The 20,915-nt window shown below is 71.4% G+C and carries 22 protein-coding genes and 1 riboswitch; of the genes, 10 read left to right on the top strand and 12 right to left on the bottom strand.

The annotated features are described in order from the left end of the window. The first annotated feature begins 48 nt into the window (after positions 1-48). Complete coding sequence (locus ACA511_RS04090; RefSeq protein ID WP_375022673.1) at positions 49-957, top strand: NAD(P)-dependent oxidoreductase; 909 nt, start codon at positions 49-51, stop codon at positions 955-957. Here ACA511_RS04090 and ACA511_RS04085 read toward each other — a convergent pair. The 4 genes from ACA511_RS04085 to ACA511_RS04070 form a co-directional block, all read right to left on the bottom strand. Continuing rightward, a complete protein-coding gene (locus ACA511_RS04085; RefSeq protein ID WP_375022672.1) occupies positions 954-2,048 on the bottom strand; it encodes an NAD(P)-dependent alcohol dehydrogenase in 1,095 nt (364 codons plus the stop codon). The two genes, ACA511_RS04090 and ACA511_RS04085, sit on opposite strands and share 4 nt — an antisense overlap. A gap of 11 nt (positions 2,049-2,059) precedes the next feature. Further along, the gene (locus tag ACA511_RS04080) at positions 2,060-3,307 is read right to left on the bottom strand and encodes a cytochrome P450 (protein ID WP_375022671.1); all 1,248 of its coding nucleotides are present in this window, start codon (positions 3,305-3,307) and stop codon (positions 2,060-2,062) included. Positions 3,308-3,409: 102 nt separating this feature from the next. Then, entirely contained in the window at positions 3,410-4,177 is a 768-nt protein-coding gene (locus ACA511_RS04075; protein ID WP_375022670.1) for a crotonase/enoyl-CoA hydratase family protein, read from the bottom strand. Between the two features lie 8 nt (positions 4,178-4,185). Then, positions 4,186-5,946, bottom strand: a complete 1,761-nt coding sequence (locus ACA511_RS04070; RefSeq protein ID WP_375022669.1) for an acyl-CoA dehydrogenase family protein — start codon at positions 5,944-5,946, stop codon at positions 4,186-4,188. A 26-nt stretch (positions 5,947-5,972) separates the two neighbouring features. Between ACA511_RS04070 and ACA511_RS04065 the strand changes: the two genes are divergently transcribed. The 4 genes from ACA511_RS04065 (at position 5,973) to ACA511_RS04050 (ending at position 9,171) form a co-directional block, all read left to right on the top strand. Continuing rightward, the gene (locus ACA511_RS04065; protein ID WP_375022668.1) at positions 5,973-6,161 is read left to right on the top strand and encodes a hypothetical protein; all 189 of its coding nucleotides are present in this window, start codon (positions 5,973-5,975) and stop codon (positions 6,159-6,161) included. A gap of 28 nt (positions 6,162-6,189) precedes the next feature. After that, a complete protein-coding gene (locus tag ACA511_RS04060; RefSeq protein WP_375022667.1) occupies positions 6,190-6,921 on the top strand; it encodes a PaaX family transcriptional regulator C-terminal domain-containing protein in 732 nt (243 codons plus the stop codon). A gap of 83 nt (positions 6,922-7,004) precedes the next feature. Beyond that, positions 7,005-8,558, top strand: coding sequence for a hypothetical protein (locus ACA511_RS04055; protein WP_375022666.1), 1,554 nt, complete (start codon positions 7,005-7,007; stop codon positions 8,556-8,558). After that, a complete protein-coding gene (locus ACA511_RS04050; RefSeq protein ID WP_375022665.1) occupies positions 8,533-9,171 on the top strand; it encodes a pentapeptide repeat-containing protein in 639 nt (212 codons plus the stop codon). The genes ACA511_RS04055 and ACA511_RS04050 overlap by 26 nt, the downstream gene beginning before the upstream one ends. A 544-nt stretch (positions 9,172-9,715) precedes the next feature. Here ACA511_RS04050 and ACA511_RS04045 read toward each other — a convergent pair. Beyond that, positions 9,716-10,072, bottom strand: a complete 357-nt coding sequence (locus ACA511_RS04045; protein WP_375022664.1) for a hypothetical protein — start codon at positions 10,070-10,072, stop codon at positions 9,716-9,718. 119 nt (positions 10,073-10,191) lie between these two features. Between ACA511_RS04045 and ACA511_RS04040 the strand changes: the two genes are divergently transcribed. Beyond that, the gene (locus ACA511_RS04040; protein ID WP_375022663.1) at positions 10,192-10,428 is read left to right on the top strand and encodes a hypothetical protein; all 237 of its coding nucleotides are present in this window, start codon (positions 10,192-10,194) and stop codon (positions 10,426-10,428) included. 407 nt (positions 10,429-10,835) lie between these two features. Here the strand turns inward: ACA511_RS04040 and ACA511_RS04035 are convergent, their stop codons facing one another. The 6 genes from ACA511_RS04035 to ACA511_RS04010 form a co-directional block, all read right to left on the bottom strand. Further along, positions 10,836-11,960 (bottom strand): zinc-dependent alcohol dehydrogenase family protein, encoded by a 1,125-nt coding sequence (locus tag ACA511_RS04035; protein WP_375022662.1) that lies wholly within the window; start codon positions 11,958-11,960, stop codon positions 10,836-10,838. Further along, positions 11,957-12,373, bottom strand: coding sequence for an acyl-CoA thioesterase (locus tag ACA511_RS04030; RefSeq protein WP_375022661.1), 417 nt, complete (start codon positions 12,371-12,373; stop codon positions 11,957-11,959). Before ACA511_RS04030 ends, ACA511_RS04035 begins: the two co-directional genes overlap by 4 nt. Positions 12,374-12,576: 203 nt before the next feature. Then, positions 12,577-13,179, bottom strand: coding sequence for a superoxide dismutase (locus ACA511_RS04025; protein ID WP_375022659.1), 603 nt, complete (start codon positions 13,177-13,179; stop codon positions 12,577-12,579). Positions 13,180-13,337: 158 nt separating this feature from the next. Beyond that, entirely contained in the window at positions 13,338-13,490 is a 153-nt protein-coding gene (locus ACA511_RS04020) for a hypothetical protein (protein ID WP_375022658.1), read from the bottom strand. Positions 13,491-13,543: 53 nt separating this feature from the next. Further along, a complete protein-coding gene (locus ACA511_RS04015) occupies positions 13,544-14,566 on the bottom strand; it encodes a ribonucleotide-diphosphate reductase subunit beta (protein WP_375022657.1) in 1,023 nt (340 codons plus the stop codon). Then, positions 14,563-16,923, bottom strand: coding sequence for a ribonucleoside-diphosphate reductase subunit alpha (locus ACA511_RS04010; RefSeq protein WP_375022656.1), 2,361 nt, complete (start codon positions 16,921-16,923; stop codon positions 14,563-14,565). Before ACA511_RS04010 ends, ACA511_RS04015 begins: the two co-directional genes overlap by 4 nt. An 83-nt stretch (positions 16,924-17,006) precedes the next feature. Continuing rightward, positions 17,007-17,225: riboswitch (cobalamin riboswitch) on the bottom strand. Between the two features lie 106 nt (positions 17,226-17,331). Between ACA511_RS04010 and ACA511_RS04005 the strand changes: the two genes are divergently transcribed. The 4 genes from ACA511_RS04005 to ACA511_RS03990 all read left to right on the top strand — a co-directional run bounded on the left by ACA511_RS04005 (position 17,332) and on the right by ACA511_RS03990 (position 20,215). Continuing rightward, complete coding sequence (locus ACA511_RS04005; RefSeq protein ID WP_375022655.1) at positions 17,332-17,991, top strand: hypothetical protein; 660 nt, start codon at positions 17,332-17,334, stop codon at positions 17,989-17,991. Positions 17,992-18,073: 82 nt separating this feature from the next. After that, positions 18,074-18,778, top strand: coding sequence for a YcnI family protein (locus tag ACA511_RS04000; protein ID WP_375022654.1), 705 nt, complete (start codon positions 18,074-18,076; stop codon positions 18,776-18,778). Positions 18,779-18,786: 8 nt separating this feature from the next. Beyond that, entirely contained in the window at positions 18,787-19,320 is a 534-nt protein-coding gene (locus ACA511_RS03995; protein ID WP_375022653.1) for a copper resistance protein CopC, read from the top strand. A 127-nt stretch (positions 19,321-19,447) separates the two neighbouring features. Beyond that, positions 19,448-20,215: a group II truncated hemoglobin gene (locus ACA511_RS03990; protein ID WP_375022652.1), complete on the top strand. Its 768-nt coding sequence runs from the start codon at positions 19,448-19,450 to the stop codon at positions 20,213-20,215. A gap of 71 nt (positions 20,216-20,286) precedes the next feature. Here ACA511_RS03990 and ACA511_RS03985 read toward each other — a convergent pair whose 3' ends face one another. Beyond that, the gene (locus tag ACA511_RS03985) at positions 20,287-20,892 is read right to left on the bottom strand and encodes a TetR/AcrR family transcriptional regulator (protein ID WP_375022651.1); all 606 of its coding nucleotides are present in this window, start codon (positions 20,890-20,892) and stop codon (positions 20,287-20,289) included. Positions 20,893-20,915: the final 23 nt, after the last annotated feature.

Here is a 20,915-nt window from a genome sequence, read left to right as displayed (position 1 = left end):
TGGGGAGGACCGGGCGCCGACCCGGGGTCACGGACGGGAGTGCCCGGGATGCGGGTTTTGCTGCACTACGACATGGATCACGACGAGCCCGGTCTCGACATCGTGAGCTGCTCCGAGCAGGACGACGCGCGGTTCGCCGAGTTGCTGCCGGACGCCGAGGTCGTCTGGCACGTCCTGCGTCCCCTCACGGCCGCCGACATGGACCGGGCGCCGAAGCTGCGGCTGATCCAGAAGCTCGGCACCGGCGTCAACACCATCGACCTCGACGCCGCGAAGCGGCGCGGGATCGCGGTCGCGAACATGCCGGGGCAGAACGCGCAGGCCGTCGCGGAGACGTCCCTGCTGCTGATGCTGGCGGCGCTGCGCCGGGTCGTCGCGTTCGACGCGCGGACGCGGCGCGGCGAGGGCTGGCCCGCCGACCGCGCCCTGGTCGGCGGGGAACTGGCCGGACGGACGGTCGGGCTCCTCGGCGGCGGCGAGATCGCCACCCTGCTGCGCGGCATGCTGGAGGCGATCGGCGCGAACGTCCTCTTCACGTCGCGGCGGCCGCGCCGCGACGACCCGGCCTGGCGGGAGCTGGACGACCTGCTGCGGGCGAGCGACATCGTGTCGGTGCACATCCCGCTGACCGACGGGACCCGTCATCTGCTCGACGCCGGGAAGCTGGCGCTGCTGCCGCCCGGCGCGATCGTCGTGAACACGGCGCGCGGCGCGGTCGTCGACGAGGCGGCGCTGGTCGCGGCGCTCGCCTCGGGCCGTCTCGGCGGCGCCGGCCTCGACGTCTTCGAGGAGGAGCCCGTGGACGCGTCCAACCCGCTCCTGGCCCTGGAGAACGTCGTCGTCATGCCGCACGTCGCCTGGCTGACCGGCGAGACGTGGGACCGGTACTTCGCGGTCGCGGCGGAGAACTGCCGCCGCCTCGCGAGCGGCGGCGGCCTCCTCCACCGCGTCGTCTAGGGGATCAGGACGGGCTTCACGACCTTGCCGGACGTCGTGTCCGCCTCCGCCTGGTTGATCTGGTCGAGCGGGTAGGTCGTGATGAGCCGGTCGAACGGGAACCGGCCCTGCCGCCACAGCTCGATCATCGTCGGGATGAAGGTGTGCGGGACGGCGTCGCCCTCGATGATGCCCTTGACCGTCCGGCCCATGAGCAGGAGGTTCGCGTCCAGCGTGTACTCGGCGGCGCCGACGCCGACGAGGCCGCAGACGCCGGTGGTGCGCAGCGACGCGACCGCCGTCGACACGACCGCGGGGACGGCGGTCGAGTCGAACGAGTACTGCACGCCCTCGCCGCCGGAGATCGCCCGGATCTGCCCGGCGATGTCGTCGTCCGCCCCGTTCAGGACGTGCGTGGCGCCCAGCTCGCGGGCCAGGTCGAGCCGCGACTCGTGCAGGTCGACGGCGACGATGACGGCCGCGCCCGCGACCCGCGCGGCCATCACGGCGGCCAGCCCGACCGCGCCCGCGCCGAAGATCGCGATGCTGTCGCCGGCGCGGACGCCGAGCGAGACGAGCACCGACGCCGCCCCGGTCTGGACGCCGCAGCCGAGCGGCCCGAGCTGTTCGAGCGGGGCGTCGGCGGTGACCGGCACGGTGTTGCGGACGGTCCCGAGCGCGTGGGTCGCGAACGACGACTGCCCGAACCAGCGCGTGTGGACGGCCTCGCCGTCGCCGGTGGTGGCGCGCGGCGTCCCGTCCAGCGGGATGGCGAGCATGTTGAGCGCGGCCATCTGCGGGCAGGCGCCGGGCTGCGCGTTGCGGCAGTTGGCGCACGTCCCGCACGAGTCGAACGACATGACCACGTGGTCGCCCGCGGTGAGGCCCGTGACGCCCGGCCCGACCGCCTCGACCACGCCCGACCCCTCGTGGCCGAGCACGACCGGCTTGGTGACCAGGTCGCCCGGTATGCGGCCGAGCATGTCGGTGTGGCACATCCCGGTGCCCGCGATCTTGACGAGCACCTCGTCCGGGCCCGGGTCGGCCAGGTCGAGGGACTCGATCGTGTAGGGGGCGTCTGCGGCGCGCAGCACCGCGGCGTTGATCTGCACCAGGAATGTCCTTAGGCGATGGAGTAGCGGACGGGAAGGCGCTTCAGTCCGCCGACGAACGTCGTGGCGGTGCTCTCCGGTGTCCCGGCGAGTTCGATGGAGCGGAGGCGGGGCAGGAGCTCGGCGAAGAACGCGCGGATCTCCATGCGGGCGAGCGCCGCGCCGAGGCAGTAGTGGACGCCGAATCCGAACGCGAGGTGCTTGTTCGGGTCGCGGCCCACGTCGAAGCGGAACGGGTCGTCGAAAACGTCCTCGTCCCGGTTCGCGGACGGGTAGGAGAGCAGCACGGCGTCGCCCTCGCGAACCGTGGCGCCGCGCAGTTCGTAATCGCGGGTGGCGGTGCGCATGAACTCCTTGACGGGCGTCACCCAGCGGATCATCTCGTCCACCGCGAAGGGCATCAGCTCCGGGTCGCGCTGGAGCCGTTCGAGCTGGTCGGGGTGCTCGATGAGGGCCTGCAGGCCGCCCGAGATCGTCGCGCTCGTCGTGTCGTGCCCGGCCGTCGCGACGATGACGTAGTACGAGGCGGTGTCGAAGTCGTTGAGCGGTTCGCCGTCGATCCGGGCGTTCGCGATGGCGGACGCGAGGTCGTCCGTCGGCTCCTTGCGGCGCGCCTCCGTCAGCCCCTGGAAATAGGCGAAGAAGTCGAGCAGGACCTGGAGCTTCTCCTCGTTCGTCGCGCCGCGCTGGAACTCGTCGTCATCGCCGCCGAAAAGTTCCTGCGTCAGCTTCAGCATGCGGCCGAAGTCGCTTTCCGGAAGCCCGAGCAGCGACAGGATCACATACAGCGGGAAATGGACGGCGACCTCCTGCGCGAAGTCGCATTCGCCGCCGAGTTCCACCAGCCGGTCGACGTACCGCTTCGCCAGTTCCTGGATGCGCGGCTCCAGCGCCCGCATAGCGCGCGGCCGGAACCAGTCGGCGCCGATCGCCCGGACGACCCGGTGGTCGGGGTCGTCCATGTGGATCAGCGTGCGCAGCGCGATGCCCTGCTCGGCGCGCTGCCGGTTCAGCTCGTCGAACTCGGCGGTGCCGAGCAGCGGGCGCGGCGCGTTCAGGAAGATCTGGTGGTTGCGCTCGATCTCCAGGACGTCCTCGTGCTTGGTGACCGCCCAGAAGGGGGTGTAGCCGGGGCCGTCCACCCAGTGCACCGGCGACTCGCGGCGCAGCAGCGCGAGCGACGCGTGGAACCGCCGGTCGTCCGCGTAGGCCTTCGGGTCGGCGAGGTCGAGCCCCGCCCGGTCCACGGTCAGCGTCATCGGTTCTGCTCCTCGATCGGGGCTGCCGCCACACTGGGAACCTACGGGGCCGAATCTGGTTCGGTCAACGATCCCCGGCCGTGCGGCGGACGGTGCGCGGGCTCAGATGTCGGTGAAGTCGCCGTGCCGGCCGCGGCCGTCCGCGAACCGCGCGGCGCCGCGGAGCGCGTCGTCCAGCGAGCCGATCCCGTGCCGGTACTCGGCGGCGACCGCCTCGTCCTCCGGCAGGCCCTCCGCGTCCAGCACCGACATGCGGTCGTTGCGCAGGCAGGTCTGCGGGAACCCGGCCAGCTCCGCCGCGAGCGCCTCGGCGGCCTCCCGCGACGCGCCCGCCGGGACGAGCCGGTTCGCGAGGCCGATCTCGAACGCCTCCCGCGCGCCGACCGGGCGCCCGGTGAGGACCAGGTCCATCGCGCGGCTCGTGCCGATCAGCCGGGGCAGCCGGAACGTCCCGCCGTCCACGAGCGGGACGCCCCAGCGGCGGCAGTAGATCCCGAACGTCGCGTCCTCCTCGACGACCCGGAGATCGCACCAGAGGGCCAGCTCCATCCCGCCGGCGACGGCGTGGCCGGCGACCGCCGCGATCACCGGCTTGGACAGGCGCAGCCGCGTGCAGCCGAGCGGGCCGTCCGCCGGGGGCGGGTCGACGCGCGGGCTGCGGCCGGTGCCGATCGACGCGAGGTCGGCGCCGGAGCAGAACGTCCCGCCCTCGCCCCACAGGACGGCGACGCTCGCGCCCTCGTCCGCGTCGAACGCGCGGAACGCCGCGGCCAGCTCACGCGCCGTCGTCCCGTCCACGGCGTTGCGGGTCTCGGGACGGGACATGACCACCGTCGTGACAGGCCCGTCCCGTTCGATCCGTACCGCCACGCGGCCTCCTAGTCGCCGATGAACGCGCCGTCCGCCAGGTCGCCGAAGCGTTCGAGGTCCTCCGCCGGGGCGTCGATCGCGCGCAGCGGACCGGCGTCGGCGAGGTGACTCCGAGCGTAGAGGCGTGCGACGAGCGCCTTGCGGTCCGTCCCCGAATCGGCGCGCTCCCAGCCCGCCTGCTCCAGCAGCAGCGCCGCCGCGTACACGTCCGCCATGTACTGGGCGAGCGGGAAGAGCCGCGCTTCGGCGACGGTCCTGTCGAGGCCGCGCCACGTTTCTATGGCCTGGCGGAGATGCCCGATGCGGTCGGCGACCAGGGCGGCGGTCGCGTCGTCTCCGTCCGGGGCCTGCCGGACGGCCTGCGTGAGCCTGTCGAGGAACGGCTCGTGCGCGTCCTGCCGCTCTATGGCGCGCCGGACGTCCAGGCACAGGACGTTGTCGCCGCCCTCCCAGATGGGGTTGACCTGCGCGTCCCGGAGGATGCGCGCCACCGGCCACTGCTCGATGTACCCGTTGCCGCCGTGGATCTCGATCGCGTCGCTGGCCGCCGTCACGCCCAGCCGGGACGCCCTCAGCTTGATCAGCGCGGCGCCGATGCGGAGCCGGGGCCGTCCCAGGTACCCGTCGAAGACGAGCGCCTGGGCGGCCTCGGTCTCCACGATCAGCTCGGCGAGCTTGCGCCGCATGAGGGGCTGGTCGATGAGCGCGGCACCGAACGCCTCCCGGGCCCGCGCGTAGCAGAGCGACTCGACGAGAGCCCGCCGCGCGCACCCGAGGCCCATCATCGAGATGCCGAGGCGGGCGCCGTTCGTCAGCTCCATCATGCGGGCGAGTCCCCTGCCGTCCCCGCCCTGCCCCGCGCTGGACGACGGGGCCAGCAGGAACGCCTCCGCATCGGTGAACTCGATCTCCGCCGACGCGACCGACCTCGTGCCCAGCTTGTCCTTGAGCCGCCGGATGCGGACGCCGTTGCGCGACCCGTCCCGCCGCTCCGTCAGGACGAGGAACGGCGCGATCCCCCGCACCCCGTCCACCCCGCCCTCGGACTTGGCCAGCACCACGAACGCCGACCCGTTGGCGTTGGACGCGAACCACTTGAACCCGTTGAGCCGCCAGGCGTCGCCGTCCTTGGACGCGGTCGACTCCAGCGCCCCGAGATCGGACCCGCCCGATCGCTCCGTCAGCATCTGCGCGGCCTCGCCGGACATCTCCCCGGCCGCGAACAGGTCCCGCACCCGCTCCTTGACGTCGTCCGGCGCGAACATCTCCGTCAGCCGCACGACCATGTCGCCGCCGGTCCCGAGCGCGCACGCCATGCCGATGTCGGCCTGGTCCAGGAGGTAGCTCCAGGCCACGCCGAGCGGCGCGGCGTCGACCCCGCCGGCCTTCGCGTCCGCGACGAAATCGGGCCGGGTGAACGACGTCGCGACGAGATCCCTGCGGGCCGCCTCGAACGACGGCGGCATGACGACCTCGCTGACGTCGCGTCCCCACCGGTCGTACTTCTCCAGCCGCGGCGGGTTGCGGTCGGTCTCCTCCGCGCGCTCGGCGATCGGGCCGCCCATCAGCGCGCCCATCTCCTTCAGCCGCGGCTCGGCCCAGCCGAACCCGTCCCCGAGGTGGCGCCGCATGAGGAACCGCAGCGTGGGATCGCAGTCGTACCAGTTGCGGCCCACGGCCCCCCGGTAGCGCTCGGTCGCGTACCGGCGCGCCTTCGCCGCGCCGCCGAACGGCAGCCGGTCGAACGGCTCGATCAGATAGGACGTCATACTCCGACATTACGCTTCTACGTCACATGATGGAAGACCGTAAGATCCGCCTCGTCCGGCCGCTTTCCTTGCAAACCGACTGTCCCGTCCAGTTGCGCGTCGAATGCACCGGCACATGGTCGGCGTGGGTGCTGCCCGGTGACGGCACCATCGCCGCACGCGGCTCGTTCCTCCATGTGGAGGCACAGGGCGAGTGGCAGATCAGAGTGATCTGAGCCCATCCCGGTAGGGTCGTGACCAGCCATGGAAAGCCTGGAGATCCGCCCGCTCACCGCCCGCTCGGTCGTGCTGAGCACGCTGCTCGGCGTCCACCCGCCCCGGCTCCCGGCCCGGTACCTCGTCCGCGTCGGCGACCTGTTCGGCATCGCCGAGGGGACGGTCCGGGTCGCGCTGTCCCGCATGGTGGCCTCGGGCGACCTCGTCCAGACCGGCGGCGGGTACGCCCTCACCGAGCGGCTCCTCGCCCGCCAGGCCCGCCAGGACGAGAGCCGCTCCCCGCGGACCCTCCCCTGGGACGGCTCCTGGGAGATCGCCGTCATCACCGCCGAACGCCGCCCCGCCGCCGACCGCGCCGCGCTCCGCCAGGCCATGTCCGCGCTCCGCCTCGCCGAACTCCGCGAAGGCACCTGGCTGCGCCCCGCCAACCTGACGCGCACCCGCCCGGCCCCGGTCGTCCGCCAATGCACCTTCCTGACGGGCCGCCCCGAAGAAGACCCGGCGCTCCTCGCCGCCGCCCTCTGGGACCTGGGCGCCTGGACGACCAAAGCCGAAGCCCTTCGCACCGCCTTTTCGGCCGCCACCGAAATAGCCGACCGCTTCACCCTCGCCGCCGCCGTCCTGCGCCACCTCCTGAACGACCCGCTGCTGCCCCCGTCCCTCCTCCCGCCCGACTGGCCCGGCCCCACCCTCCGCACCCTCTACAAGTCCTTCGAAAAGGACTTCGAACAACTCCTCACAACCCACGTCCTGACCTGAAAAGGCCGGGGGATCTACGAGTTCACCCCTCGCCCGCGGCGTTCACAACCTCTAGCCTGACTTTCCGTCGGACAGGAGGTTCGATGGACCGGGCAGAGCAAGCAGCGTCCCTGTTACCGCACGTCAAACGATTAGCCGAGGAACACGGGCCCGCCCTGAAACGCGCCCACACGCTCCTCCTCGACGGAGCATTAGTGGGCCCGGCCGCCGACCGCCTCCAGAAGACCCTCGCAAACCAGCACGACGACGCCCGCGCGGCCTTCTACGCCGCCTTCGATTCGGTCCGCCACCTGGCCGCCGGCCTGCCCCGCGTCCGCGACCCCTACATCCCGGGCGCACCCCGAGGAGGCCGCCAAACCTCGGCCGTGCGCAGCGGCTCACCGGAGAAACTCGACCAGCTCAGCGCGGAACTGACCCGAGCCTCGAACTCCTGGCAGGACGCGGCCCAGGCCCTCTCCGAAATCCTCGCCAACCTCGGCCTCAGCACCGCCCCCGCCCGGACGATCTCCGGCGCCGCGCGCAGGATCTCCCAGCAGAAGTCCGAAGTACGCCGAAGCCGCGACGAACTCCTCAAGACCGACCGCCAACAGGTCGTCCAATCCGCCAAGACGGGCGACCCGCTCCGCGACGGCTGGAACGCCTACGCCCACCACTACCTCCCCGGCCTCGGGCAAGGCGTGAAGGACATGGGCCTCAGCGCCCTGGCCGGCAACCCGATGACCGCCCCGTTCTACATAGCGATCAAGCCGAAGGGCTGGCTGGAGCGAGGCCCCGTGGGCCAGATCCAGGGCCTCGCCCAGGGCGTCCAGCACCCGATCGCCTTCGCCAAGGCGGCCATCAACTGGGAAGAATGGAAACGCGACCCCGTCCGCGCCTTCGGCGAGGCCGCCCCCACCATCGTCATAACGGCGGTAACCGGCGGCACCGGCTCAGGCTCCGGCATAACGGCCCGCCTCGCCTCCGCCCTCCGCCGCACCACCAAACCCGAAACCGCAAAATCCGCCCAGGCCCTAAAAGAGGCCGCCGCCGAGGCCCCCAAAACCAAAGACCTCACCCGCCAGCCTCCGGAAACCCCAGAGGCCCCTCAAGTAGTTCGCAAGGGGGCGGAACGAACCCACCCGGCGCTGCCCCGGAGGCCTGCCAGCGCCGATGAACCGCATCCCGCCCTCACGCCTGCGGAGAAACAGGCCCTGGAGGGCCATCTGGACGACCTGAAGGAGTTGAACCCAGAAAAATACACAGAGGCGACAAGAGACCCAGACCATAACTTCAAGGCCACCAAAGGCTCCAAGGACGAGGCTAGGATATCGCTGGATCTGCTCAAGAGAGGGTTGTTCGACGAGAACTACAGGCGTCCCAGCGGACCCAAGCAAGGAGACTTCATCGACAAGGGGATCCACTGGGACATCAAGGGCATCCACTCGGACTGGCCGCCGGGCGTCCCCAAACATGTCCGCGCAAGACCATTCCCAAATGCTTACAATTCGACAGACTTTCAACGTACACTGCTCAAGCAGTTCCAGATGAACCGCGGCGTGATAATCGACACCAGAAATGCCGACCAGAGCGCCATCGACGACATGCGGCGCATCGTTGAACGGGAGGGGTGGAGTGACCGCGTCATCTGGTACCCATGACAGCGGCTGGGGGCCGCGCACTTGGCCGCTCGACGCGGAGGCGGCCGCGACTCTGCGGGACTGGCTCTCAAGCCCTGACTCGACCCTCTATGCGCTGGATCTGGACTTCCGCGGTGCCGATCTGGATGGCGTCGACTTCACCGAGGCGTGGTTGAGCGGTTCGGTTTTCTCTGGCTCCAACCTCAGCCGCAGCCTGCTGTGGAGAGCGCACTGCGAGAACACGAGTTTCAGGGAGGCTGATCTGTCCGATGCCGAACTGGTGAAGTCCTTCCTCACGGAGGCGGACTTCGCGGGAGCCCGGATGGTCGGTGCAAAGCTCGGGCGTGCAGAATGCATACGCACATCTTTCGTCGGCGCGGATATGAGGCGGACGGACCTTGGCGATGCCTCGTTCATCGGCTGCGACATGAGGAACGCCGACCTGCGCGAATCTACCGCGACAATGGCCGCCTTCGGGGAAACCGATCTCACGAACGTAAAGGTGACCGGCATGACTGGGAGCGTGGTCGGCTCCATCGTCCTCACCACCCGAGCAGCCACAACCGAACTCGCCGGCGTCCAGCTAGAGCGGTGGTTCAACCGCAACGGTGCGGATGTGGCGGTGGAGAATTAGCAGCAGAGCCCCAACCGATTACTTGCGCGTCACCTCGCGGCCGCACCTGACTCGTCAGCGCGGGAGGATGGGTTGCAGGTGGAGGCAGCTGGTCAGGAAGTAGTGAATGACGTGCCTGGTCGTGAATCTGGTCCTGGCGGGACGTCGGCGGGCTGCGGATGAGGTGCTCCGGCTTCGGTCCGGACAGCGTGGCCCTCGGGGGTGCTCTGCCCTCGTGTCGGAGTGTGGGGCGTTGAGTGAGGATTGCCGTTCACGTGCGGGCGCGCTGTTTGGGCGGGATCGGTGGGTGGGGGTAGGCCGTTGGGGGGACAGGGCGGCGTGCAGGCGGTGAGCCAAGTCGGCCGACGTTTTCGCCTCGACCAGGCGATCAGGGAGGAGAGCCCATAGGGAGCCGCTCCGCTCGCCGAACCAGATGCAGGGACCGGGGAAAGCGCGGCGCAGATCGCCGAGGGCCTGACCGATGTCGGTGTCGAGCCCCAGGCGGGCGGCTGGATGGTCGCTGAGGTGAGGTGGGGGAAGATGCGTCATCAGAATTCCCTCGGCGTTACCAGGTGGCGGGGAACATGCGGTGTTTGAGCAGTGCGTCCACCTGGTCGGCGGCGTGCTTGGTGTCACCGCAGGGCGAAAGGTGGCCGCAGCGTCTGCTTCCGGCTTCGTAGTAGGCCCAGTTGCCGCCGGGCGTCGCGCGGACGCTCACCGCAACACGGACGTGGTCGTCCAGGCCGAACGCGAAGACCCACAGCGTTGGCGGGCGGGTGGGGAGCTCGTCGGCCTGGTAGAGCTTGACGTACCGGTAGCCCTTGGGCGCGAGGGCGACGGCGAGCAGGTCGAGGTTGCGGATGATGGTCCAGCCCGGGAAATCCTCCCGAAGACGGGCCTTGGTCTGCTCGATCTCGTCCACGGTGACTCGGCGCCTGCCCGCACTCCCGCAGCGCCGCATGGCACCGCGATGGCCTCACGCCGGACGATGTTGAGCGCCTCACTCTTGCGACGCTGCGCCCCGCGCGGCTCGATGCCGCGGTGCTTGAGGCCCTGGCCATCGTCCTGGCCGGGCAGCGGAGGCTGGAGGACGCGCTCGGAGCCGCTGCCGTCCTCGCCCCCGTCTCCACTCAGCTCGGCGCCCTGACCACGATGCTCAAGGACGCCGGGGGCCCGCTGCGGCCACGGCTCGGCCGCCTCGTCGCCGAGTGGACCGTGTACGCCGGGTGGCTCGGCGAGTACCGGGCTGCGCTGGTCACCGCTCGAGACCAAGCTTGACGCCCGTCCCATGGCGGGCACAACGAAACCGAGCGGCGCGCGGGTTCTCTGGTGGCCGGCGGTTACGTGAGCTTCGCTGCCCGGCGTTCCAGGAGGTTGTCGCTTGGGTGGGTGTGGGATCGTTTTGGGGACGGCCGCCGTGTCCGCGGTGCTTCCAGGTCCGCGACGTGGAAGGACGGCGACGTGTCCGACTTCGGTGATCTGGTGTCGGCCGAGCGGCGCAGGCTCGATGGGCAGGCGGCGGCCCGTACCGCGAGCGAGGACGCCCTTTGCCACGGCCAACTGCCCGAGTGGCAGCAGGTCATCGCCCGCGTCCGGGAACTGCTGTCGGCCTCGGCGCGCCATCTTCAGGACGCCGCTGTCCCCCCGTCCCCGTACTGGAGCAGCGCAAGGGGGCGTTCGTCTGGTCAGTCGAAGGTGACCACTTGGCGGACGGCTTGGGCGGTGTGGAGGTGGTCGAAGCCCTCGTTGATGTCGGTCAGGGGGAGGCGGCCGGTGAGGAGGGCGTCCACCGGGAGGGCGCCGTTGCGGTACATGGCGATGAAGCGGGGGACGTCGCGGCGGGGGACGCAGGAGCCCAGGTAGCTGCCGCGTAGGGTCTTCTCCTCCGCGACGAGGCTGAGGGCGGGGAGGGTCAGCGGCGTATCCGGGGCGGGGAGGCCCACGGTGACGGTCGTGCCGCCCGCGCGGGTGGCGGCGTACGCCTGCTCCAGGACGCGCACCACGCCGGTCGTGTCGATGACCTTCTCCGCGCCGCCGGACGTCACGTCGCGGATCGCCTCGGTGGCGTCCGGGCCGCCCTCGATGGGGTGGGCGCCCAGTTCCTCGGCGAGGTCGAGCTTGTCCGGGACGAGGTCGACCGCGTAGACGGTCGCGGCGCCGGCGGCCTTGGCGGCGAGGACGGCGGCCAGGCCGACGCCGCCGAGGCCGAAGACGGCGACGGTGTCGCCGGGGGTCACGGCCGCGCTGTAGAGGGCCGCGCCCGCGCCGGTCAGGACGGCGCAGCCGAAGAGGGCGGCGATGTCGAACGGGAGGTCGGGGTCGACCTTCACGGCGGAGCGGGACGAGACGACGGTGTACTCGGAGAACGCCGAAACGCCCAGGTGGTGGTTGGGGCGGGTGCCGTCCGGGGCGATGAAGCGCTTGCCGCCGCCGAGGAGGGTGCCCGCGGCGTTCGCCTGGGCGCCGGGGCCGCAGAGGGCGGGACGTCCGCCGACGCAGCGCTCGCAGTGGCCGCACGCCGGGACGAACGCGAGGACGACGTGGTCGCCGGGGGCGAACTCCGTGCCGGGGCCCGTTTCGACGACCTCGCCGGCCGCCTCGTGCCCGAGGGCCATCGGGAGGGGGCGGGGGCGGGAGCCGTTGATGACCGAGAGGTCGGAGTGGCAGAGGCCCGCGGCGCCGATCCTGATCAGGAGTTCGCCGGGGCCCGGCGGGTCGAGGCGCAGGTCGGCGATCTCCAGGGGGCGCGAGGACGCGTAGGGAGCGGGACGTCCCGACTCGACGAGGACGGCGGCGCGGGTATCGGTCATGGGGTGACCAGCTTCTCCATCTCGGCGCGGACGGGGCCCGTGATCTCGACTGGGCGGCGGGTGTGCCGGTCCACGAAGACGTGCACGAAGTGGCCCTCGGCTACGGTAACCCCGTCGGACGCGCGGAACATGCCGATCTCCCAGCGCACACTGGACCGGCCCAGCTTTCCGATGCGGAGACCGATCCTGATCGCGTCCGGGAACGAAACCTCGGCCTTGTACTCGCAGTGGGACTCGACGCAGAGGCCGATGGAGGCGGACGTCGCGGGATCGAAGCCCGCCGTCCGGATCATCCATTCGTTGATGACGGTGTCCATGAGCGAGTAGTGGACGACATTGTTGACGTGCCCGTAGACGTCGTTGTCCTTCCACCGTGTCGGGACGTTCTCCCAGTGCTGGTACTCGCCGGTCATGTAGGGCAGCCTAGGGTCGTCCCAGCGGCGGTGGCGCATCGCCCCGGCAGGACGGTGACCACGCAAAACGGCGTCCGGCCGCGCCAGTGCCGGCGCCCAATGCGGAAGCGGCGTTCACCAGGCCGCGAGGAAAGGTTCTGAGCACGATCCCGGCCAGGTGAACGCCGCCCCCAGAGCGGCGCCGCGTCCGGCGCCGCCGTCTCTCAGGACGCGCGGGCCGCGTCGAAGCGGGCCCGCACGTCCGTCCAATTCACCAACGACCAGAGCTTCTCCACGTAATCCGGGCGGACGTTGCGGTACTGCAGGTAGTACGCGTGCTCCCAGGCGTCGAAGACCAGCAGCGGTGTGGTGTTCATGCCGACGTTGCCGTGGTGGTCGTAGATCTGCTCCACGACGAGGCGGCGGCCCAGGGGTTCCCAGGCGAGGACGCCCCAGCCCGATCCCTGCACGGCGGACGTCGCCGCGGTGAGCTGCTTCTGGAACGCCTCGAACGTCCCGAAGTGCTCGTCGATCGCCGAGGCGAGCTCCCCGTCCGGACGGTCGCCGCCGTCCGGCGACAGGTTGTCCCAGAAGATCGAGTGCAGGACGTGCCCGGAGAGGTTGAACGCGAAGGTCTTCTCCAGGCCGACCAGGCCGCCGTACTGCTCCTTGTCCCGCGCGTCGGCGAGCTTCTCCAGCGTGTCGTTGGCGCCCTTGACGTAGGCGGCGTGGTGCTTGGCGTGGTGCAACTCCAGGATCTCGCCGGTGATCGCCGGCTCCAGGGCGGCGTAGTCGTAGGGCAGGTCGGGAAGCGTGTAGTCGGCCATACGGCCACTATTGCAAATGACTTGCAGTTACGTCCAGCTCGCAAGAGATTCGTTCCGGCGGACGCCACCACGAGATCCTCGATCGGAGGCGAGCCTTTCCGGGGCGGAGCCGCAGACGGCCCGCCCCCTGGGGTGGGGGCGGGCCGTCGTGGGCCGGGTCAGTGGCGGCGGCCTCCACCGCGGAACTTGGCGAGCAGGCCGCGCGCCTTCGCCCGCATGCGGGGGTCGCGGGCGTACCGTTCGGCCTTCGCGCGCATCTTGCGGCCCTGCGGGCCCTTCGCGTACCTCATGATCCGGTCGACGATGGGCATGGTCGTCCTCCTCGGACTAGGTCTCCGTCCAACGAGTGCCCGGTCGCAGAAGTTCAGAACGCCTCGTCGAGGGTGACGCTCCCCTCGACGCCGATCTGGTAGGCCGAAACCCGCCGCTCGAAGAAGTTGGACAGCTCCTGGACGTCCTGCAGCTCCATGAACGCGAACGGGTTCGCGGTGCCGTAGCGGGCGGGGAGCCCGAGCCGGACGAGCCGCTGGTCCGCCACGTATTCGAGGTAGGCGCGCATGTCGTCGGCGCCCATGCCGGGCAGGCCGTCGCCGCACAGGTCGCGGGCGAAGGCCAGTTCCGCCTGGACGGCCTCCTCCATCATGCGGACGACCTGCTCGGTCAGCTCGGCGTCGAACAGCTCCGGTTCCTCGGCGCGGACGGTGTCGACCACGGAGAACGCGAAGCTCATGTGCATGCTCTCGTCCCGGAAGACCCAGTTCGTCCCCGAGGCGAGGCCGTTCAGCAGGCCGCGCGACCGCAGCCAGTACACGTACGCGAAGGCGCCGTAGAAGAACAGGCCCTCGATGCACGCCGCGAAGCAGATGAGGTTGAGCAGGAAGGCGCGCCTGTCGGCGGCGGTGCGGAGCTCGTCCAGGGAGCCGAGCGAGTCGATCCAGCGGAAGCAGAACTCGGCCTTGGCCCGGATGGACGGGATGTGCTCGATCGCCGCGAACGCCTGCACGCGCTCGTCCTGATCGGGCAGATAGGTGTCCAGGAGGGTGAGGTAGAACTGTACGTGGACGGCCTCCTCATATAGCTGCCGGGACAGGTAGAGCCGGGCCTCCGGGGCGTTCACGTGCTTGTAGAGGTTCAGCACCAGGTTGTTCGCCACGATCGAGTCGCCGGTGGCGAAGAACGCGACGAGCCGGTTGACGAGGTGCAGTTCGCCGGGCGTGAGGCGGCCGAGGTCCACCAGGTCGGAGGCCAGGTCGACCTCCTCGACCGTCCACGTGTTGCGGATCGCGGCCCGGTACAGCTCGTAGAAGCCGGGGTAGCGCATCGGCCGCAGGGTCAGGTCCATGCCGGGGTCGAGCAGCATGCCGCGCTCCTCCGTCCGCGCGCTCACTGGCACGCCTCGCAGGTCTCGGGGTTCTCCAGCGAGCACACGGCCGCGGCGACGGTCGTCTGCGCGATCCGCGTCGCCGGACGGGACCGCAGGTAGTAGGTGGTCTTCAGCCCGCTGCGCCACGCGTAGGCGTACATCGAGGAGAGCTTCCCGATCGTCGGCGTCTCCATGAACAGGTTCAGCGAGTGCGCCTGGTCGATGTACGGGGTGCGGGCGGCGGCGAGGTCGATCAGCGCCTTCTGCGGCAGTTCCCAGGCCGTCCGGTAGAGGGCGCGCATCTCGTCCGGCAGGTCGACGAGGCCCTGGACGGACCCGTTCGCCTTCTTGATCGCCTCCCGGACGGCCGGCGTCCACCGCCCGAGCGACTTCAGGTCGTCCACGAGGTAGCCGTTGATCTGCAGGAACTCGCCGGACAGCGTCTCGCGCTTGAACAGGTTGGACACCTGCGGCTCGATGCACTCGCCGCAGCCCGCGATGGACGCGATCGTCGCGGTCGGCGCGATCGCGATCAGCAGCGAGTTGCGCAGCCCGACCTCGGCGACGCGTTCCCGGAGTGCGGCCCACGCGTCCGGACGGGTGGGCGCCGCGTCCGGGAAGTGGTCCAGGTGGAGCTGGCCGCGCGCGGTGCGCGTCATGGCGTAGGCGGGGAGCGGGCCATGCGCGGCGGCGAGATCGGCGGACGCGTCGTAGGCGGCTAGCGCGATCTCCTCCGCGATGCGCGTCGACAGCGCACGTGCCTCATCGGAGTCGAAGGGCAGGCGCAGCGTGAAGAAGACGTCCGCGAGGCCCATCACGCCTAGGCCGACCGGTCGCCACTTGCGGTTCGCCTTCTCCGCCTCCGGGGTGGGGTAGAAGCCCCGGTCGATGGTGCGGTCCAAGAACCGGACGGCGGTGCGGACCGTGGAGCGAAGCCGCTCCCAATCCACCCCGGCGGAAGTGACGTGCGCGGCCAGATTCACCGATCCGAGGTTGCAGACGGCCGCCTCCCCGTCGCTCGTCACCTCAAGGATCTCCGTGCACAGGTTCGACAGGTGGACGGTCTGGCCCGGCTCGGCGGTCTGGTTGCAGGCGCGGTTGGCGGCGTCCTTGAACGTCATCCAGCCGTTGCCGGTCTCGGCGAGCGTGCGGATCATCCGCCCGTACAGCTTGCGGGCCGGCATCTGCCGGACGAACCGCCCGTCCCTCTCCGCCGCCCGGTACGCCGCGTCGAACGCGTCGCCCCACAGGTCGGCCAGCTCGGGGACCTCCTTCGGGTCGAACAGCGACCACACGGCGTCGTCCTCGACGCGGCGCATGAACTCGTCCGGGATCCAGTTCGCGAGGTTGAGGTTGTGGGTGCGGCGCGCGTCCTCGCCCGTGTTGTCGCGCAGTTCGAGGAACTCCTCGACGTCGGCGTGCCACGGCTCCAGGTACACGCAGGCCGCGCCCTTGCGGCGGCCGCCCTGGTTGACGGCGGCGACGGACGCGTCCAGCGTGCGCAGCCACGGGACGATGCCGTTCGAATGCCCGTTGGTGCCGCGGATCAGCGAGCCCCGCGACCGGACCTTCGTCCACGAGATCCCGATGCCGCCCGCGTACTTGCTGAGCCGCGCGACCTGCCCGTACCGCTCGTAGATCGACTCCAGCTCGTCGCGCGGCGAGTCGAGCAGGAAGCAGGACGACAGCTGCGGGCGGCGCGCGGCCGAGTTGAACAGCGTCGGCGAGCTCGGCAGGTACGACAGCGTGCTGAGCAGCGCGTACAGCTCGGCCGCCTCCGCCACGCCGTCGCCGTCCGCCGAGGGGGACCGCCCTCCCGCGGCGGCGTCGCCGGGATGGGCGAGCCCGCACGCGACGCGCAGCAGGAAGTGCTGCGGACGCTCCAGTACGAGCCGCGACCGCGGATGACGCAGCAGATACCGGTCGTAGAGGGTGCGCAGGCCGAAGTACTCGAACCGGTCGTCGGCGGACTCGTCGACCAGCGCGTCGAGGGCGGCGGCGTTGGCGGCGACGAACGCGGCCGGGGCGTCCGCCAGCAGGCCCGCGCGGTGCGCGGCGGCGACCGACCCGGCGAACGTCGAGACGCCGGCGGACGCCGCCTCGTCCCGGATCCGGGCGCCGAGCAGCCGCGCGGCGACCTTGGAGTAGCCGGGTTCGGCGGGCACCAGGGCGGCGGCCTCGCCGATCGCGAGATCGCGCAGCGCCGCCTCGTCGAGCCCGCCTCCAGGGCGGTTCCGGGCGGCCGGCGCCCCGCCGGAGCCCGTCCGGACGGCGGCGAGCACCCGTCCCGCCTCGACCCCCGGCACCCCTGCGCAGGCGGCCTCGACCTCCGCGGTGATCCCCGTCGCCGGCGGCGCGGCCAGAGCCTGTGTCACGTGCATCTCCCCTCGCGAGCCGCCTCGCGGGGGCATGCGAACGGGACGCGGCGGCAGGCCGCGCTCCGCCCCCGGCCCACCCGCGAGGCCTGGACGAACAACGTGCGGGCAGGTCTTCGGACTCGCGGGCGCCGCCTCCCGGAGGAGGCGCTCTACTGGCCGTCGCTTCCCGGGCCGTACGGCCCAGTGCCTATGACGGCGGTCGTTCCCGCTCACCGCTGCGGGGCAGTCCCGGACTCGCACCGGGTTCCCTCTCACGTCGCCCCCGCCGCGGACGGCGGGGGCGAACCAGCACGGGATTGAACCCTACATCTAGTCGACGATCTTTGTGCAACCCCAAGATGTTGGGCGGGTCGGGGCTTGTCCCGGGGGCGGCCGCGCACCGCCGGACGGTGGTGGCACGATGGTCGCGTCATGTCCGAGCATCCCCCGCAGCCCTGGTTCCGGGCGTCCCGCGCGGTGGTCTTCGCCACCGTGTGCGTCGCCCTGGCCGTCCTCGGGCACGTTCTCGCAGGCGGGGACACGGTCCCCTGGTGGGCGGGCCTGACGGGGTTCGGCGCGGTCCTCGGCGTGACGCTCATGCTGGCGGGGCACGAACGCTCCCTCGCCACGATCCTGGGCGGCCTCCTCGGCGGGCAGTTCGCGCTGCACACGCTCTTCACGCAGGCGGCCACCGGCTCGGCCGCGCACCACGCGCCCGCGACGCACGCGCACATGTCGCCGGCCATGGAGTCGGCCGCCATGCACGCCGACGTCATGCCCCCGGCCGCGGCGCACGGCGCGGGCAACGGGCTGGTCATGACGCTCGCGCACTGCGTGGCCGCGCTGGTCGCCGCGTGGTGGCTGCGGCGCGGCGAGCGCGCCGCGTGGACCGCGGCCCGCCGGATCGCCGGCGCCGCCGACCGTCCCGTCCGGCTGCTCCTGACCCTGCTGACGGTCGAGACGCCGATGGCGCCGCCGCCGGTACCGGTCGTCTCGGCGGCGGCCGCCGGTACGGCCGTCGGCCGGGTGCTCCGGCACCAGGTCGTCCGGCGGGGTCCCCCGCCGCGTTCGAGGGCGCTCGCACACCGCTGAAGCGGGCGCCGTACGTCACCGGGCGCCGAGCCGATCCACGGCGCGCCCGGCTCCTCCCGTACGACTCGAACGGAGTTCCGTCATGTCCTTCTCCACGCATGCGCGCCGGCTGGGCGCCCTCACGTCACTCGCCGCGATGTCCGTGGCCGCCCTCGCCACCGCCGCGTCCGCGCACGTCACCGCCAACCCGGAGAGCGCCGAGCAGGGCTCGTACGCCAAGGTCTCCTTCCGGGTGCCGAACGAGCGCGACAACGCCGCCACGACGAAGGTCGTCGTGCACCTGCCGGCCGACCACCCGCTCGCCTCGGTGTCCGTCCGGCCCGCCCCCGGCTGGACGGTGAAGGCCGAGAAGTCCACGCTGCCGAAGCCGATCCAGTCCCACGGCGGCGAGCTGACCGAGGCCGTCACCACGATCACCTGGTCGGGCGGCGAGATCGAGGCGGGCCAGTTCCAGGAGTTCGACGTCTCCATGGGGCCGCTCCCGACCGACACCGGCCAGCTGATGTTCAAGGCCGACCAGACGTACTCCAACGGCGAGGTCGTGAAGTGGGAGGAGGCGCCCGCCGAGGGCGCCGCCGAGCCGGAGCACCCGGCGCCGACCCTCAAGCTCACCCCGAAGGGGGCGGCGGCGGTCGGCCTCACCGCCGAGCAGAAGCCCGCCGCGAAGGCCGCGGCCTCGTCCGACGACGGGACGGCCCGGCTCCTCGGCGGCATCGGCATCGCGGCCGGCGTCGCGGGCCTCGGCCTCGGCGGCCACGTCCTGAGCCGCGCCCGGAGCCGGGCATGATCAAGGCGATGCGACGGACGGCGGCCGGCATCCTGGCCGCCGGTACGGTCCTGGCCCTGACGGCGGCGCCGGCCTCCGCCCATGCGGCGCTGACGTCCGCGAGCCCCGAGAAGGACTCGACGGTCGCGGCGCCGTCCGAGATCGTCCTGACCTACTCGGACCCGGTGCGGCTGCCGCGCGTGGTCGTGACGGACGCGTCGGGCGCGGAGCACCAGGCCGGATCGCCGCGAGCGGTCGACAACAAGGTCACCCAGGCGGTCGGCGGCGCGCTGCCGAACGGCGAGTACACGGTGGGGTGGCGGGTCGTCTCCTCGGACGGGCACCCGGTCGGGGGCACCTACACCTTCACCGTGAAGGGCTCGCCGAGCGGCTCCGCGTCGCAGGCCCCGGCGCCCGCTCCGGCGAGCAGCCGGGCCGCGACCACGTCCGGCGAGGACTCGGGCGGCTCGTCCGGCTGGCTGTGGATCGGCCTGATCGCGCTGGTCGTCGCGGCGGCGGGCGGCGCGGTCGCCTGGCTCCGCCGTTCCCCGTCGCGGGACTGACCTGTACGCGTCCGGCGGGGTGGTCGCGGCCACCCCGCCGGACGCGACGAAATTGGTCGTTTCGCTATCCGGGTGGATGATTACAGGATTACATTGATTATCCGACCGGCAGCGTCCAGGGGGCCTCGTGATCGTCGAATACATCCGCTACCGCATAGAACCGGACCTCGCCGACGAGTTCGAGGCCGCCTACGCGCGCGCGTCCGTCCCGCTCGCGGCGGCGCCCCAGTGCGTCGACTACGAGCTGTCGCGGTGCGTCGAGGAACCGTCCTCCTACATCCTGCGCATCCGCTGGACGTCCGCCGACGACCACATGCAGGGGTTCCGCGGCGGCGAGCACTTCCCCGCCTTCTTCGCCGAGATCAAGCCGTACGTGCGGCAGATCGAAGAGATGCGGCACTACGAGCGGACGCCGGTGGCGGGCACCGGGTCGTCCGTCCCGACGATGTACGACTGGGCGGGCGGAAGCGAGGCGTTCGAGCGCCTCACCGACGTCTTCTACACGAACGTGCTCAAGGACGACCTGCTCCTCCCCCTCTTCGAGCACATGGCCCCGGACCACCCCAAATGGGTGGCGGCCTGGCTCGCCGAGGTCTTCCGCGGCCCGGAGCGCTACAGCGGTGAGCGCGGCGGCTACCACCACATGGTCCGGCAGCACCTCGGCCGCGGCATCACCGAGGCGCAGCGCCGCCGCTGGGTCTCCCTCCTGATGGAGGCCGCGGACGAGGTCGGCCTCCCCGACGACCCCGAGTTCCGCGCCGCGTTCGCGTCCTACATCGAGTGGGGCACCCGGATCGCCCTCGCCAACTCCCAGCCCGACGCGAAGCCGCCCCTCGAAGCCCCCATGCCCCACTGGGGCTGGGGCGTAGCCCCGCCCTACATCCCGTCCAAGTAGCAGAACCCCAACGCAAACATGCCGCCCTCCCAGTCTTTTCCGCGTCCTTCGCGGTCCGGGGGGTGAAGGGGTCAGGGGGCGAAGGCGCGGAGGGTGGTCTTCACTAGGGCGTCGGCGTACTGGGGCGTGAGCGGGCCGGATCGGTGGAGCCAGCGCTGGTAGAGCGGGGCGTACAGCACTTCCAGCACCAGGTCCAGGTCGGCGTCCGGGGCGAGTTGGCCGGCCCGCTGGGCGGCGCGCAGGCGTTCCTTCTTGGCTTCGTCGACCGGGCCGGCCAGCTTCTCGCGATACTGGGCCGCGAGCGCGGGATCGGCGATGATCTCCATGTTGAGCGCCCTGATCGGCGCCTCGAACGCCGGGTCGGCGAACTCGGCGGCGGTCGCCCGCATGACGGCCCTGAGGTCGGCTTCGAGGTCGCCCGTGTCGGGCAGCCGCACCCCCTCCTCGCCTCGGCTGAGCTCAAGGAACGAGTCGAAGATGACCGCGCCCTTGGACGGCCACCAGCGGTAGATCGTCTGCTTGCCCACCCCGGCGCGGGCGGCGATGGCCTCGATCGAGACCTTGGCGTATCCGAGTTCGGAGACCAGCTCGCGCGCGGCGTCCAGGACGGCCCGCCGCGACCGCTCACTACGCCGGGCGGGGTTCGGCTTCTTCGGCTGCGACACGTCCAGGAGCATAGCAGTGAGCGAGACGAGACGGT

Origin of the sequence: Actinomadura sp. GTD37, from assembly GCF_041951365.1 — a bacterium.
Lineage (GTDB): Bacteria > Actinomycetota > Actinomycetes > Streptosporangiales > Streptosporangiaceae > Spirillospora.
Note: the sequence above shows the minus strand (reverse complement) of the source record. Positions and strands in the feature narration are given on the sequence as shown.

What these genes read in the sequence shown, in the direction of transcription:
- ACA511_RS04090 (WP_375022673.1), top strand. Translation starts at nt 49, where the DNA reads ATGCGGGTTTTGCTGCACTACGACATGGATCACGACGAGCCCGGTCTC.
- ACA511_RS04080 (WP_375022671.1), bottom strand. Translation starts at nt 3,307, where the DNA reads ATGACGCTGACCGTGGACCGGGCGGGGCTCGACCTCGCCGACCCGAAG.
- ACA511_RS04070 (WP_375022669.1), bottom strand. Translation starts at nt 5,946, where the DNA reads ATGACGTCCTATCTGATCGAGCCGTTCGACCGGCTGCCGTTCGGCGGC.
- ACA511_RS04065 (WP_375022668.1), top strand. Translation starts at nt 5,973, where the DNA reads ATGATGGAAGACCGTAAGATCCGCCTCGTCCGGCCGCTTTCCTTGCAA.
- ACA511_RS04060 (WP_375022667.1), top strand. Translation starts at nt 6,190, where the DNA reads ATGGAAAGCCTGGAGATCCGCCCGCTCACCGCCCGCTCGGTCGTGCTG.
- ACA511_RS04055 (WP_375022666.1), top strand. Translation starts at nt 7,005, where the DNA reads ATGGACCGGGCAGAGCAAGCAGCGTCCCTGTTACCGCACGTCAAACGA.
- ACA511_RS04035 (WP_375022662.1), bottom strand. Translation starts at nt 11,960, where the DNA reads ATGACCGATACCCGCGCCGCCGTCCTCGTCGAGTCGGGACGTCCCGCT.
- ACA511_RS04030 (WP_375022661.1), bottom strand. Translation starts at nt 12,373, where the DNA reads ATGACCGGCGAGTACCAGCACTGGGAGAACGTCCCGACACGGTGGAAG.
- ACA511_RS04025 (WP_375022659.1), bottom strand. Translation starts at nt 13,179, where the DNA reads ATGGCCGACTACACGCTTCCCGACCTGCCCTACGACTACGCCGCCCTG.
- ACA511_RS04020 (WP_375022658.1), bottom strand. Translation starts at nt 13,490, where the DNA reads ATGCCCATCGTCGACCGGATCATGAGGTACGCGAAGGGCCCGCAGGGC.
- ACA511_RS04010 (WP_375022656.1), bottom strand. Translation starts at nt 16,923, where the DNA reads ATGCACGTGACACAGGCTCTGGCCGCGCCGCCGGCGACGGGGATCACC.
- ACA511_RS04005 (WP_375022655.1), top strand. Translation starts at nt 17,332, where the DNA reads ATGTCCGAGCATCCCCCGCAGCCCTGGTTCCGGGCGTCCCGCGCGGTG.
- ACA511_RS04000 (WP_375022654.1), top strand. Translation starts at nt 18,074, where the DNA reads ATGTCCTTCTCCACGCATGCGCGCCGGCTGGGCGCCCTCACGTCACTC.
- ACA511_RS03995 (WP_375022653.1), top strand. Translation starts at nt 18,787, where the DNA reads ATGCGACGGACGGCGGCCGGCATCCTGGCCGCCGGTACGGTCCTGGCC.
- ACA511_RS03985 (WP_375022651.1), bottom strand. Translation starts at nt 20,892, where the DNA reads ATGCTCCTGGACGTGTCGCAGCCGAAGAAGCCGAACCCCGCCCGGCGT.